Genomic DNA, 12,612 nt, shown 5'->3' on the forward strand with positions numbered 1-12,612 from the left:
GCCAAATAAGGAGTAGAAGCACCCATGAATGCCGAAAAACCCCCGGTAACCCACAACGTTGACCATGAAGAAATTGCCAAGTTTGAAGCAGTCGCGTCGCGCTGGTGGGATCTTGAGGGAGAATTTAAGCCTCTGCACCGCATTAACCCTTTGCGTCTGGGCTACATTACCGAGCGCTCAGGCGGCCTGTTTGGTAAAAAGGTGCTCGATGTCGGTTGTGGCGGGGGCATTCTGGCAGAGAGCATGGCGCGTGAGGGCGCAACGGTCACTGGTCTCGATATGGGCTTTGAGCCGCTACAGGTGGCAAAATTGCATGCGCTGGAAAGCGGCATCCAGGTGGAATACGTGCAGGAAACCGTCGAGGAACATGCGGCGAAACATGCGCATCAGTACGATGTCGTGACCTGTATGGAAATGCTGGAGCATGTTCCTGATCCGCAATCGGTCGTCAGGGCGTGCGCGCAGTTAGTGAAACCCGGCGGCGAGGTCTTTTTCTCCACGCTGAATCGCAACGGGAAATCCTGGTTAATGGCCGTTGTGGGCGCTGAGTATATTTTGCGCATGGTGCCCAAAGGTACGCACGATGTGAAAAAATTTATTAAACCGGCTGAACTGTTAAGCTGGGTTGATCAGACGGAACTCAAAGAACGTCACATGACCGGGTTGCATTACAATCCGATCACCAATTCGTTCAAGTTAGGCCCAGGCGTTGATGTTAACTACATGTTGCATACAACGGCCAAAAACGACTAACGTCATCAACTATTCTTATAAAGATTGCGCTGCGTCATAAGGCGCAATCTTTTTCTTAGCCGAAGAAATCAGCACTCGATCAAATTTTCATTTTTTTTCGCGAAATCTTGACATGGCCTCCAGGCCTTATAAGACGCGCACTTAGCGTTTCTTACCCTTTTGCAACCTCAATTTAACCTCAAAATCAACTCTTGTACTGAAAAGAATCCCTACTAGAATACTCACCATATAGCGTTTCATTTAACACCCAACCCCTATATATAGTATTTATCCACAGAGTTAGTCACAAGTGGATAAGCCAGGGGATATTTTTTCTTTCACGGACAGGTAAAACATGAATCAGAGTCTGCTGGTGACAAAGCGTGATGGTAGTACAGAGCGCATCAATCTCGACAAAATCCACCGAGTTCTGGATTGGGCGGCAGAAGGACTGAATAACGTATCGATTTCTCAGGTTGAACTGCGCTCCCACATTCAATTTTACGACGGTATTAAGACCTCCGATATTCACGAAACGATCATCAAAGCTGCTGCGGATCTGATCTCGCGCGACGCTCCGGATTATCAGTATCTGGCTGCGCGTCTGGCGATCTTCCATCTGCGTAAGAAAGCGTATGGTGAGTTTGAACCGCCCAAACTGTTCGATCATGTCACTAAAATGGTTGAGATGGGTAAATACGACAATCATCTGCTGGAAGACTACACGGAAGAAGAGTTCAAGCAGATGGATTCGTTTATCGTGCATGACCGCGATATGACCTTCTCCTACGCCGCAGTGAAGCAGTTAGAAGGTAAATACCTGGTACAAAACCGCGTCACCGGTGAAATCTACGAAAGCGCGCAGTTCCTCTATATTCTGGTTGCGGCTTGCCTGTTCTCTAACTATCCGCGTGAAACCCGTCTCGAATACGTCAAACGTTTTTACGACGCGGTCTCCACGTTCAAGATTTCTCTGCCAACGCCGATCATGTCTGGCGTGCGTACCCCGACGCGTCAGTTCAGCTCCTGTGTGCTGATCGAGTGCGGCGACAGCCTGGATTCCATCAATGCCACCTCCAGCGCGATTGTGAAATACGTTTCCCAGCGTGCCGGTATCGGTATCAACGCCGGTCGCATCCGTGCGCTGGGTAGCCCGATTCGCGGCGGTGAAGCCTTCCACACCGGTTGTATCCCGTTCTACAAACACTTCCAGACGGCGGTGAAATCCTGCTCTCAGGGCGGCGTGCGCGGCGGTGCGGCAACGCTGTTCTACCCGATGTGGCATCTGGAAGTCGAAAGCCTGCTGGTGCTGAAAAACAACCGTGGCGTTGAAGGCAACCGCGTGCGCCACATGGACTACGGCGTACAAATCAACAAACTGATGTATACCCGTCTGCTGAAAGGCGAAGACATTACCCTGTTCAGCCCGTCTGACGTCCCGGGTCTGTACGATGCTTTCTTTGCCGATCAGGATGAATTTGAGCGCCTGTACACCCGATACGAAAAAGACGACAGCATCCGTAAGCAACGTGTTAAGGCTGTTGAGTTGTTCTCACTGATGATGCAGGAGCGTGCTTCTACAGGCCGTATCTATATTCAGAACGTCGACCACTGCAACACCCACAGCCCGTTTGATCCTCAGGTTGCGCCGGTACGCCAGTCTAACCTGTGTCTGGAAATCGCACTGCCGACCAAGCCGCTGACTGACGTCAACGATGAGAACGGCGAAATTGCGCTGTGTACCCTTTCCGCATTCAATCTGGGTGCAATCAATAGCCTGGATGAACTGGAAGAGCTTGCCGTGCTGGCCGTCCGTGCGCTGGATGCGCTGCTGGACTATCAGGACTACCCGATCCCGGCCGCCAAACGCGGTGCGATGGGCCGTCGTACCCTCGGTATTGGCGTGATCAACTACGCTTACTGGCTGGCTAAAAACGGAAAACGTTACTCTGACGGCAGCGCCAATAACCTGACGCACAAAACGTTTGAAGCCATTCAGTATTACCTGCTGAAAGCCTCTAATGAACTGGCGAAAGAGCAAGGCGCCTGCCCGTGGTTTAACGAAACCACCTACGCGCAAGGCATCCTGCCGATCGACACCTATAAGAAAGATCTCGATGCGGTCGTCAATGAACCGCTGCACCTTGACTGGGAAGCCCTGCGCGAATCCGTCAAGACGCACGGTCTGCGTAACTCCACGCTTTCAGCTTTGATGCCGTCCGAGACCTCTTCGCAGATCTCCAATGCCACCAACGGCATTGAGCCGCCGCGCGGTCATGTCAGTATCAAGGCCTCGAAGGATGGCGTTCTGCGCCAGGTAGTCCCTGATTATGAATCGCTGAAAGACGCGTATGAGCTGCTGTGGGAAATGCCGAATAACGACGGTTACCTGCAACTGGTCGGCATCATGCAGAAATTTATCGATCAGGCGATTTCAGCCAATACCAACTACGACCCGACGCGTTTCCCGTCTGGCAAAGTGCCGATGCAACAGTTGTTGAAAGACCTGCTTACCGCCTATAAATTTGGCGTGAAAACGCTGTACTATCACAACACGCGTGACGGTGCAGAAGATGCGCAGGACGATCTGGCGCCTTCTATTCAGGATGACGGCTGCGAAAGCGGCGCATGTAAGATTTAATTTGTTGCCTTTTGCCGGATAAAGCGTATACGCCTTATCCGGCCTACAAAACATTTCGAGGCGTTGTAGGCCGGGTAAGCGAAGCGCTACCCGGCATTACACTCCTACAGGACTCACTTCAATGGCATATACCACATTTTCACAGACGAAAAACGACCAGCTCAAAGAGCCGATGTTTTTCGGTCAGCCGGTCAACGTGGCACGCTACGATCAGCAAAAATATGACATCTTCGAAAAGCTGATCGAAAAGCAGCTCTCGTTTTTCTGGCGTCCGGAAGAAGTTGACGTTTCTCGCGATCGTATCGACTACCACTCCTTGCCCGATCACGAAAAACATATTTTTATCAGCAACCTGAAGTATCAGACATTGCTGGATTCTATCCAGGGACGCAGCCCAAACGTGGCGCTCCTGCCGCTCATCTCCATTCCTGAGCTGGAAACCTGGGTAGAAACATGGGCCTTCTCCGAGACGATCCACTCTCGTTCGTACACCCATATTATTCGTAATATCGTTAACGAGCCGGCCGTTGTTTTTGATGACATCGTCACTAACGAGCAGATTCAGAAACGTGCGGAAGGTATTTCGCATTACTACGACGAATTGATTGAAATGACCAGCTACTGGCATCTGCTGGGCGAAGGCACCCACAACGTGAACGGCAAAACCGTGACCGTCAATCTGCGCGCGTTGAAAAAACAGCTGTACCTGTGTCTGATGAGTGTTAACGCCCTGGAAGCCATCCGTTTCTATGTCAGCTTTGCCTGCTCTTTTGCCTTTGCAGAACGCAAATTGATGGAAGGTAACGCCAAAATCATTCGCCTGATCGCCCGTGATGAAGCGCTGCATCTGACCGGAACACAGCATATGCTTAATCTGCTACGTAGCGGTGTCGACGATCCGGAAATGGCGGAAATTGCTCAAGAGTGCCAGCAAGAGTGCTATGACCTGTTTGTGCTGGCCGCACAGCAGGAAAAAGAGTGGGCCGATTATCTGTTCCGCGACGGCTCAATGATTGGTCTGAATAAAGATATTCTGTGCCAGTACGTCGAGTACATCACCAATATTCGTATGCAGGCGGTTGGGCTGGATCTGCCCTTTAAAACGCGTTCAAACCCGATCCCCTGGATCAACACCTGGCTGGTCTCTGATAACGTGCAGGTTGCGCCGCAGGAAGTCGAAGTCAGCTCTTACCTGGTCGGGCAGATCGACTCCGAAGTCGACACCGACGACCTGAGCAACTTCCAGCTCTGATGGGACGCGTTACTCTTCGCATCACTGGCACACAATTGCTGTGCCAGGATGAACATCCTTCCCTGCTCACCGCGCTCGAATCGCATAACGTCAACGTAGAGTATCAGTGCCGGGAAGGTTATTGCGGTTCCTGCCGAATTCGACTGGTCGCAGGTCAGGTTGACTGGATTGCAGAGCCTCTGGCCTTTGTTCAACCAGGGGAAATCTTGCCCTGCTGTTGCAAGGCAAGAGGAGATATCGAACTTGAAATGTAGTGTGCGTTACAGCGTGTAGTAATGCGCTTTCACGTGTTCCCAATCCGCTTTCGGGATCGGATCAAGATACTTTTCCAGCTGTGAAAAATCATGATTAGCCGCTTTATGGCGACGTAAACGACGACGGCTTTTCTCAAGATCCAGGAAACCGGCCTCAACCGTACCGTCAGTTTTCACGTAGATATGACGAACGTAGCAGCACCCGTGCTGGCGATTCACGCTGTGCATCTTTTTAAAGGCGACAGCAACGGCTTTCAGCATGGCTTCACGCACATCATCAGGAAATGGCGTCTCGGCATGTTGATGATACCAGTCAGCGATACTGATAAAGCCCGCCATGTCTTCTGTGACCAGCAGTGCACGCCATTCACCCTCTACTTTTGTCGCTTCGCCAAAGATTATCTCAGGCACGATAACGCCCGCGCTTTTCAACTTTTTGATTACCGCGATTTCACGAACAATGGTCGGGCGACCGAAAGGATAACGGACAGAGTGGAACAGGTGTTGGGTCATGCGTTTAACATAAACTTTCTTGCCGTTACGCTCCACGCACTGCACACCACTCATTCCATTACGACGGTAGTTAGGTTCTTCGACCCAATCGCCTTCTGTTGCCCACCAGCGCTCAAATTCGTTGTGTGTTGCTGACAATGTCATACCCTACCGCCCGTTATTCTGACCCGATAATATTTCAGGCGATAATATAAATGTTTAAGTTAAGTAAATCTTAAGATATTCGTGCTGAATGGTGGATTTCTGCGTAAAACACCAATGTGTCGCCATAATTCATTTCATTCATAATCAAAACACACTTCAAATGATGATTTATTTCCGACTAACTCAGAGAATTCATTAGCAACCTTTGAGTAAAAAAAACTGCACCTTACTCAGTGGACTTTCCACCTTTGGGGTGCAGTTTCGATGCGCTATCCGCGCGAGCCGTTATTTTTTATTCAGGAACATGACCGCTTTATCCGGGAAGTCGGTGAACAACCCGTCAACACCGGCCTGGTTATACAGAATGTCGTAAAGCTGGTTTACGTCAGTCGCATAGTCCGGAAGCTGGTCAGCACGAACGGTAAAAGGATGCACTACCATCTTATTCTGATGAGCGTCCTGTACCATGCCTGTCAGCCGGATATTCCCTTTCTTAGACTTTTCATCAACCAGCATATGGTAGTCTGGGCCGATGCCATCAGCATATTCCGCGATTTGCTTCATCGCACCTGGCTTAAACATCCAGTCGTAGCTGTAATTCACCCAACTGCCATCCGCCTGTTTCTGCTGTGTTTCGTTCCAGTCAGTGTACGCAATCAGCTGAACCAGGTTGAGATCCATCCCCATTTTCGGTTCCAGCTCATGTTTGATGCGTTTCAGTTCCGCCACATCAAAACACTGCAAATAGACGTTATCCTTTTTACCGGTGTAACCGTACTTTTTCAGTACTTCCAGCGTCTTCGCCGCGATGTCCTTCCCTTCCTGGTGATGGAACCACGGTGCTTTCATTTCCGGATAAATACCGATGTTCTTACCGGTCGAGTGATTCAATCCCTGAACAAACTCGATCTCTTCTTCAAAGGTATGAACACGGAAATCAGATTTCCCCATCGGGAAACGCCCTGGATAAGTCTGCACTTTCTTACCGTTTTCAATGTCGAAGCCTTCGGTAAATTTCAGCGACTTAATTTCATCCAGCGTGAAGTCGATGGCGTAGTAACGACCGTCTTTACGCGCACGGTCTGGAAAGCGTTCGGCAACATCGGTGACCCGGTCAAGATAATGGTCATGGAGGACGACTAAATGGTCGTCCTTGGTCATCACCAGATCTTGTTCCAGATAATCTGCGCCTTGCGCATACGCCATCGCTTTGGCTGGCAACGTATGCTCAGGCAGATAGCCACTGGCGCCGCGATGCGCGATCACAATTTTGTCGCTGTTGTCGGCTGCAACAGCGCTGCTTCCCATCACCATTCCGGCCATCATCAGCGCCATGCTCAGGTTCTTTAGCGTCGTTTTCATTTGATTAACTCCCGCTGCGTTTCAGCGTCAGCTCTTCGTGATGACGTTTTTCGCCAATCATCACAACAACGAGCAGAATCACCGCCAGCACGCTGCCGCCGATCATCACCATGAAGCCGCCGTCCCAGCCGAAGAAGTCAACGGTGTAACCCACAATGGCGCTCGCCGCCACGGAGCCACCCAGATAACCGAACAAGCCGGTAAAGCCCGCCGCTGTACCTGCCGCTTTTTTCGGTGCCAGTTCCAGAGCGTGCAAACCAATCAGCATGACCGGGCCATAGATAAGGAAGCCGATAACGATCATACATGCCATATCCACACCTGGATTACCCGCCGGGTTCATCCAGTAGACGATAGTGGCGATAGTCACCAGCGTCATAAAGAACACGCCGGTTGCCCCACGGTTACCACGGAAGACTTTATCCGACATCCAGCCGCACAGCAGCGTGCCCGGAATACCGGCATATTCATAAAGGAAGTAAGCCCAGGAGGATTTATCCAGCGCGAAATGTTTCACTTCCTTCAGATAGGTCGGCGACCAGTCGAGGATGCCGTAGCGCAGCAGATAGACAAACACGTTAGCAATCGCGATGTACCACAACAGTTTGTTCGGCAACACGTACTGCATAAAGATTTGCTTCGCCGTCAGCTCTTCTTCTGCATTTTCGTTGTAATCGTCCGGGTAGTCGTTTTTGTACTCTTCGATAGGCGGTAAGCCACAGGATTGCGGGGTATCGCGCATCATGGCAAAGGCAAAGAGCGCGATAACAATCGCACCGAACGCCGGCATGTAAAGCGCCGCTTTCCAGTCGTTAAACCAGGCCATACCCAGCAGGAACAGCAGCGGTGGAATACCGCCGCCCACGTTATGCGCGCAGTTCCAGACAGAAACAATACCGCCACGCTCTTTCTGTGACCACCAGTGCACCATCGTGCGGCCACACGGCGGCCATCCCATCCCCTGGAACCAGCCGCAGAGGAACAACAGAACGAACATAATGGCGATACTGGACGTTGCCCACGGTACAAAGCCCATGAACAACATGACTGCTGCCGCCAGTATCAGGCCCGCAGGCAGGAACACGCGTGGATTCGAACGGTCAGAAACTGACCCCATGATGAACTTTGAAAAACCATAAGCGATAGAGATCCCGGACAAGGCAAAACCAAGATCGCCACGGGAAAAGCCCTGCTCGACCAGATACGGCATCGCCAGAGCAAAGTTTTTACGTACCAGATAGTACGCAGCGTAGCCAAAGAAAATCCCCAAAAATATTTGCCAGCGCAATCGACGATACGTCGGGTCGATCTCCGCCGCTGGCAAACGCGCACTGTGCGACGCGGGTTTAAAAATACTTAACATATGTAGCCTCCGTGGCCGTATTTAGTTTGAGATAGACACCGCAGTTCGTTCAAACAGCCCCTCTGCTCCCAGTGTGGCCGCGATGTTAAGGAAAGATACATGTCGTTAATGTGAATTACAGCACATATTGTTACGGAATTATGACAAATGTTCAAAAAGGCGCACGAAATCACGTTTCATTTTCGAATAATGCGCGATTATGCGCGAAATCAAACAAACCATGATTTTTATGTGGCTAAATGATAAAAAAACGAACAATGAGGAAAAACAATGAAAACGCGCGACTCGCAATCAGGTGACGTGATTATCATTGGCGGAGGGGCCACGGGTGCAGGGATCGCCCGTGACTGTGCGCTGCGCGGATTGCGCGTCATCTTAGTAGAACGCCATGACATCGCGACTGGCGCAACAGGCCGTAACCACGGGTTGCTGCACAGCGGCGCGCGTTACGCGGTGACGGATGCCGAATCCGCGCGCGAGTGTATTAGCGAAAATCAGATCCTGAAAAGGATCGCCCGCCATTGCGTAGAGCCGACTGATGGCCTTTTCATTACTCTGCCAGAAGATGAATTATCCTTTCAGGCCACCTTTATTCGCGCCTGTGAAGAGGCTGGGATCCGCGCTGAGGCGATTGATCCCCAACAGGCGCGAATCATTGAACCTGCGGTAAACCCCGCGCTGATCGGTGCCGTAAAAGTGCCGGATGGCACGGTTGATCCTTTCCGTTTGACCGCCGCCAACATGCTGGACGCGAAAGAGCATGGCGCAACTATTTTGACGGCGCACGAAGTGACCGGGTTAATTCGCGAAGGGGCAACGGTGTGTGGCGTCAACGTGCGCAACCATCTGACAGGCGAAACCCAGTCTCTGCACGCGCCGGTCGTGGTGAACGCCGCCGGAATTTGGGGTCAGCGCATCGCCGAGTATGCCGACCTCAGTATCCGCATGTTCCCGGCGAAAGGCTCGCTGCTGATCATGGATCACCGTATTAACCAGCATGTGATCAACCGCTGCCGTAAACCGTCCGATGCCGATATTCTGGTCCCCGGCGATACCATTTCACTCATCGGTACGACCTCGACACATATCGATTACAACGAGATTGACAGCAACCGCGTGACCGCCGAAGAGGTTGATATCCTGCTGCGCGAAGGTGAGAAGCTGGCACCAGTAATGGCGAAAACGCGCATTCTACGCGCATACTCCGGTGTGCGCCCGCTGGTCGCCAGTGACGATGATCCGAGCGGACGTAACGTCAGCCGTGGCATCGTGCTGTTTGACCACGCCGAACGTGATGGTCTGGACGGCTTTATCACTATTACCGGCGGGAAGCTGATGACCTACCGCCTGATGGCGGAATGGGCAACCGACGCCGTTTGCCGCAAACTGGGCAACAGCCGTCCCTGCGTCACGGCGCAAACCGCGCTGCCTGGCTCGCAGGAACCCACTGAAAATACGCTACGCCGCATCATTTCCCTGCCCGCACCGTTGCGCGGTTCTGCCATCTATCGCCATGGCGATCGTACGCCAGCATGGCTCAGCGAAGGGCGTCAGCATCGCAGTCTGGTCTGTGAATGCGAAGCGGTCACTGCCGGTGAGGTTCAGTACGCAGTCGAAAATTTAACGGTGAACAGCCTGCTGGATTTACGTCGTCGTACCCGTGTCGGGATGGGAACCTGTCAGGGCGAACTGTGCGCCTGTCGTGCCGCCGGTCTGCTACAACGTTTTAATGTCACCACCGCCGCGCAATCTATCACCCAGCTTTCTGAATTCCTCAACGAACGCTGGAAAGGGGTACAACCTATTGCCTGGGGTGACGCACTGCGCGAGAGTGAATTCACCCGCTGGGTATATCAGGGATTATGCGGCCTGGAGAAGGAGCAGCAGAATGAAATTTGATACGGTCATTATGGGCGGTGGCCTCGCCGGATTACTGTGCGGCCTGCAACTGCAAAAAAGCGGATTACGCTGCGCTATCGTCACCCGTGGTCAAAGCGCGCTGCATTTTTCCTCCGGTTCGTTGGATCTCCTGAGCACGTTGCCGGATGGTCAGCCCGTCACCGATATCAAAACGGGTCTGGAATTATTGCAGGCGCAAGCACCAGCTCATCCCTACTCCACCATCGGCTCGCAACATGTGCTGAATCTGGCACAACAAGCGCAGGACTTGCTGGAAGCGTGCGGCGCCCGTTTACACGGCGACGTTTTGCAAGCGCATCAGCGTGTCACACCGCTGGGCACCTTGCGAACGACCTGGCTCAGTTCACCGGAAGTGCCAGTCTGGCCGCTTGCCGCCCAACGCATTCGTGTGGTGGGGGTAAGCGGCCTGCTGGATTTTCAGGCGCACCTTGCGGCCGCCTCTTTGCGCCAACTCGGCCTTGAGGTCGAAACCGCAGAAATTGAACTCCCCGAACTGGATGTTCTGCGCGATAACCCGACCGAATTTCGCGCGGTGAACATCGCCCGTTTGCTGGATAACAAAGAAAAGTGGCAGCTTTTGTATGAAGCGTTGCTGCCGGTCGCGAAATCCGGCGAGATGATCATTATGCCAGCCTGCTTCGGACTGGTGGACGATACACTCTGGCGCTGGCTTAATGAACAGTTACCTTGTTCGCTGATGCTACTTCCCACCCTACCGCCTTCCGTTCTGGGCATGCGTCTGCACAACCAACTGCAGCGTCAGTTCGTGCGCCAGGGCGGGATCTGGATGCCGGGTGATGAAGTGAAAAAAGTGACCTGTAAAAATGGCGTCGTGAGCGAAATCTGGACCCGCAACCATGCCGATATTCCACTGCGCCCTCGCTTTGCGGTGCTCGCCAGCGGCAGTTTCTTTAGCAGTGGTCTGGTAGCCGGTCGCGAGGGTATTCGCGAACCTATTCTCGGGCTGGATGTTCAACAAACGGCAACCCGCGCCGAATGGTATCAACGTGATTTCTTTGACCCGCAGCCATGGCAACAGTTTGGCGTTACCACCGATAGCGCGCTTCGTCCATCGCTTGCCGGTAAAACAGTAGAGAACCTGTTTGCCGTAGGTTCAGTGCTCAGTGGTTTCGACCCTATCGCCCAGGGCTGTGGCGGCGGCGTATGCGCAGTCAGTGCATTACATGCCGCTCATCAAATAGCAGAACGTGCAGGAGGCCAGCAATGAGCGACACGCGTTTTGAAAGTTGTATCAAATGCACGGTGTGCACCACCGCGTGCCCAGTGAGTCGGGTCAATCCCAGCTATCCTGGCCCCAAACAGGCCGGGCCGGACGGTGAGCGTCTGCGCCTGAAAGACGGTGCGCTGTATGACGAAGCGCTGAAATACTGTATCAACTGCAAGCGCTGTGAAGTGGCCTGCCCGTCGGACGTCAAAATTGGCGATATCATCCAGCGCGCACGCGCGAAATATGACACCACGCGTCCATCGCTGCGTAACTTCATTCTGAGCCATACCGACCTGATGGGCAGCGTCTCCACGCCGTTCGCGCCGGTAGTGAATACGGCCACATCGTTGAAGCCCGTACGTCAGTTGCTTGATTATGCGCTGAAAATCGATCATCGCCGCACTCTGCCGAAATACTCTTTTGGCACTTTCCGTCGCTGGTACCGCAGCGTGGCGGCGCAACAATCGCAATACAAAGATCAGGTCGCTTTCTTCCACGGCTGTTTCGTTAACTACAACCATCCGCAGCTGGGTAAAGATTTGATTAAGGTGCTCAATGCGATGGGCACCGGCGTACAATTGCTAAGTAAAGAGAAATGCTGCGGCGTGCCGCTGATCGCCAATGGTTTTACCGACAAAGCGCGCAAACAGGCGATCAGCAATGTTGAGTCGCTGCGCGAAGCCATCGGTGTGAAAGGCATTCCGGTAATTGCCACCTCTTCAACCTGTACCTTTGCCCTGCGCGATGAGTATCCCGAAGTGCTGGACGTGGATAACGCGGGCTTGCGTGAGCACATTGAGCTGGCGACCCGCTGGCTGTGGCGCAAACTGGATGAAGGGAAAACCCTGCCGCTGAAAACACTACCGCTCAAAGTGGTCTACCACACGCCGTGCCATATGGAAAAAATGGGCTGGACGCTCTACACGCTGGAGTTGCTGCGCAAAATTCCGGGTCTGGAGTTAACCGTGCTGGATTCCCAGTGTTGCGGGATTGCCGGTACATACGGTTTTAAAAAGGAAAACTACCCGACATCGCAGTCTATCGGCGCCCCGCTGTTTCAGCAGATTGAAGAGAGCGGCGCAGATATCGTGGTCACCGACTGCGAAACCTGTAAATGGCAAATCGAGATGTCCACCAGCAAACGCTGCGAACATCCGATCACGCTGTTGGCACAAGCGCTGGGTTAACGGCGTTTTACCCGAT

Annotated in this window: 10 protein-coding genes; 7 read left to right on the plus strand and 3 right to left on the minus strand. The window is 52.7% G+C overall.

What is annotated here, in order from left to right:
* Positions 1–24 precede the first annotated feature (24 nt).
* The 4 genes from ubiG (at position 25) to yfaE (ending at position 4,879) form a co-directional block, all read left to right on the plus strand.
* Positions 25–753 (plus strand): bifunctional 2-polyprenyl-6-hydroxyphenol methylase/3-demethylubiquinol 3-O-methyltransferase UbiG, encoded by a 729-nt coding sequence (ubiG, locus tag AC07NP_RS12100; RefSeq protein ID WP_203360601.1) that lies wholly within the window; start codon positions 25–27, stop codon positions 751–753.
* A 334-nt stretch (positions 754–1,087) separates the two neighbouring features.
* Positions 1,088–3,373: a class 1a ribonucleoside-diphosphate reductase subunit alpha gene (gene nrdA / locus AC07NP_RS12105; protein ID WP_203360600.1), complete on the plus strand. Its 2,286-nt coding sequence runs from the start codon at positions 1,088–1,090 to the stop codon at positions 3,371–3,373.
* A 121-nt stretch (positions 3,374–3,494) separates the two neighbouring features.
* Positions 3,495–4,625, plus strand: coding sequence for a class Ia ribonucleoside-diphosphate reductase subunit beta (gene nrdB / locus AC07NP_RS12110; protein WP_203360599.1), 1,131 nt, complete (start codon positions 3,495–3,497; stop codon positions 4,623–4,625).
* A complete protein-coding gene (yfaE, locus tag AC07NP_RS12115; protein WP_162379175.1) occupies positions 4,625–4,879 on the plus strand; it encodes a class I ribonucleotide reductase maintenance protein YfaE in 255 nt (84 codons plus the stop codon). Before nrdB ends, yfaE begins: the two co-directional genes overlap by 1 nt.
* Before the next feature lie 6 nt (positions 4,880–4,885).
* Here yfaE and inaA read toward each other — a convergent pair whose 3' ends face one another.
* The 3 genes from inaA to glpT form a co-directional block, all read right to left on the minus strand.
* Complete coding sequence (gene inaA / locus AC07NP_RS12120) at positions 4,886–5,536, minus strand: lipopolysaccharide kinase InaA (RefSeq protein ID WP_494660622.1); 651 nt, start codon at positions 5,534–5,536, stop codon at positions 4,886–4,888.
* Positions 5,537–5,821: 285 nt separating this feature from the next.
* Positions 5,822–6,898 carry a glycerophosphodiester phosphodiesterase gene (gene glpQ / locus AC07NP_RS12125; RefSeq protein ID WP_494660623.1) on the minus strand — a complete coding sequence of 359 codons (1,077 nt, stop codon included), beginning with the start codon at positions 6,896–6,898 and terminating at the stop codon, positions 5,822–5,824.
* 4 nt (positions 6,899–6,902) lie between these two features.
* Complete coding sequence (gene glpT / locus AC07NP_RS12130; RefSeq protein ID WP_494660624.1) at positions 6,903–8,261, minus strand: glycerol-3-phosphate transporter; 1,359 nt, start codon at positions 8,259–8,261, stop codon at positions 6,903–6,905.
* Between the two features lie 270 nt (positions 8,262–8,531).
* On the opposite strand from glpT, the gene glpA reads away from it, so the two are divergent.
* The 3 genes from glpA to glpC are packed head-to-tail and all read left to right on the plus strand — an operon-like array spanning position 8,532 to position 12,596.
* The gene (gene glpA / locus AC07NP_RS12135) at positions 8,532–10,160 is read left to right on the plus strand and encodes an anaerobic glycerol-3-phosphate dehydrogenase subunit A (RefSeq protein WP_494660625.1); all 1,629 of its coding nucleotides are present in this window, start codon (positions 8,532–8,534) and stop codon (positions 10,158–10,160) included.
* Positions 10,150–11,409 (plus strand): glycerol-3-phosphate dehydrogenase subunit GlpB, encoded by a 1,260-nt coding sequence (gene glpB, locus AC07NP_RS12140; RefSeq protein WP_494660626.1) that lies wholly within the window; start codon positions 10,150–10,152, stop codon positions 11,407–11,409. The genes glpA and glpB overlap by 11 nt, the downstream gene beginning before the upstream one ends.
* Positions 11,406–12,596: an anaerobic glycerol-3-phosphate dehydrogenase subunit GlpC gene (glpC, locus tag AC07NP_RS12145; protein ID WP_192612870.1), complete on the plus strand. Its 1,191-nt coding sequence runs from the start codon at positions 11,406–11,408 to the stop codon at positions 12,594–12,596. Before glpB ends, glpC begins: the two co-directional genes overlap by 4 nt.
* Positions 12,597–12,612: the final 16 nt, after the last annotated feature.

This window comes from Citrobacter sp. GW821-FHT07H02 (assembly GCF_059418505.1).

Bases quoted from the DNA above. Each gene is read 5' to 3' on its own strand.
- glpC (WP_192612870.1), top strand. From the start codon at position 11,406: ATGAGCGACACGCGTTTTGAAAGTTGTATCAAATGCACGGTGTGCACC.
- glpQ (WP_494660623.1), bottom strand. From the start codon at position 6,898: ATGAAAACGACGCTAAAGAACCTGAGCATGGCGCTGATGATGGCCGGA.
- glpT (WP_494660624.1), bottom strand. From the start codon at position 8,261: ATGTTAAGTATTTTTAAACCCGCGTCGCACAGTGCGCGTTTGCCAGCG.
- glpB (WP_494660626.1), top strand. From the start codon at position 10,150: ATGAAATTTGATACGGTCATTATGGGCGGTGGCCTCGCCGGATTACTG.
- yfaE (WP_162379175.1), top strand. From the start codon at position 4,625: ATGGGACGCGTTACTCTTCGCATCACTGGCACACAATTGCTGTGCCAG.
- inaA (WP_494660622.1), bottom strand. From the start codon at position 5,536: ATGACATTGTCAGCAACACACAACGAATTTGAGCGCTGGTGGGCAACA.
- glpA (WP_494660625.1), top strand. From the start codon at position 8,532: ATGAAAACGCGCGACTCGCAATCAGGTGACGTGATTATCATTGGCGGA.
- ubiG (WP_203360601.1), top strand. From the start codon at position 25: ATGAATGCCGAAAAACCCCCGGTAACCCACAACGTTGACCATGAAGAA.
- nrdB (WP_203360599.1), top strand. From the start codon at position 3,495: ATGGCATATACCACATTTTCACAGACGAAAAACGACCAGCTCAAAGAG.
- nrdA (WP_203360600.1), top strand. From the start codon at position 1,088: ATGAATCAGAGTCTGCTGGTGACAAAGCGTGATGGTAGTACAGAGCGC.